Genomic DNA, 1,428 nt, shown 5'->3' with positions numbered 1-1,428 from the left:
ATCGCCGAAGACGAGTGCCGTGGCGTCCGGGCTCTTGCGCACCTGCTGCTCGATGAGCCGGTGCACCGGCTGCGCATCCGGGTAGCGTGTTTCGTTCACGCCCCACTGCCGAAGCTGCTGTTGCTCCTCATCGGCGAGTAGCTCCACATCGCCGATCGCCTGCCCGGGCTGTTGCACCAGCGCGCGCAGCAGGCTCAGGTAGTGCCCCGACAGCCGCTCGATGGATGCTTCTTCGAACAGCTCGCGCGCATAGCTGAAGCTCGCCGAGACAGCACCGTCGGGCCGCTCCGCCGTGTCCAGCGTGAGCTCGAACTGCGCCGCCTGCTCGCCCAGCGCGTAGCTCTGCAGCGCGAGTCCGGGCAACTGCGCCAACGCACGGTAGTCTTCCCGCTGGTGGTTGTACATCACCTGGAACAGCGGGCTGTGGCTCAGGCTGCGCTCCGGCTGCAGCGCTTCCACCAGCTGTTCGAAGGGCAGGTCCTGGTGCGCTTGTGCGCCCAGGGCGGCTTCCTTGGCCTGGGCCAGCAATGTCTCCAGGCTCATGCGCCCATTGACCACGCCGCGCAGCACCTGGGTGTTGACGAACAGGCCCACCACGCCCTCGGTCTCCACCCGGTGGCGGTTGGCGATGGGCACGCCCATGCGGATGTCGGCCTGGCCGGTGTAGCGGTGCAGCAGCGCCTGCCAGCCGGCCAGCAGCACCATGAAGAGGGTCGCGCCATGCGCCTGGGCGCGCCGCTGCAGGCCTTGCACGAGGTCGGGTGGCAGCTCGATGCTGTGGCGCGCCGCGCGGTAGGTGGCGTCGGCGCGCCGCGGGTGGTCGGTCGTCAGTTGCAAGACCGGGTGCGCTTCGCCCAGGTGAGCTTTCCAATAGCCGAGCTGGCGCTCGCGCTCGCCCGCTTCGAGCCAGCTTCTCTGCCAGGCGGCGTAGTCGGCGTACTGGATGGGCAGCGGCGCTTGCTGCACGGCTTCACCAAGCACGCGGGCGCGGTACTGCGCCACGAACTCGTCCACCACCAGCTGCATCGACCAGCCGTCGGAGACGATGTGGTGCATCACCACCACCAGGATGTGCTCGTGCACGGACATGCGGATCAGCGCCGCGCGCAGCAGCGGGCCGCTACTCAAGTCGAAGGGCGTCTCGCTCGCGCGCAGGGCTTCCTCGCGGGCCAGCGCCTCGCGCTCGTCAACATCGGCAACGCTCAGGTCGATGAGCGGGATGTCGAGCGCCACGCGCTCCTGAAGCACCTGCTCGGCCACGCCTTCGGCGTTCGCACGGAACACCGTGCGCAGCGCCTCGTGGCGCGCCACCAGTGCTTCGAAGCTGCCACGCAGTGCCGACTCGTCCAGCTCGCCCTGCAGCCTCAACGCAACCGCGATGTGGTACGCCGTGCTGGCCGGATCCAGTTGCCACAGGAACCATTGGCG

Annotated in this window: 1 protein-coding gene; it reads right to left on the bottom strand. The window is 68.8% G+C overall.

The annotated features are described in order from the left end of the window. A partial coding sequence (locus EJI01_RS28275; protein ID WP_260602740.1) for a condensation domain-containing protein occupies window positions 1-1,428 on the bottom strand: 1,428 nt, incomplete at both ends.

Source organism: Variovorax sp. MHTC-1 (genome assembly GCF_003984645.1).
GTDB lineage: Bacteria > Pseudomonadota > Gammaproteobacteria > Burkholderiales > Burkholderiaceae_C > Variovorax.
Note: the sequence above shows the minus strand (reverse complement) of the source record. Positions and strands in the feature narration are given on the sequence as shown.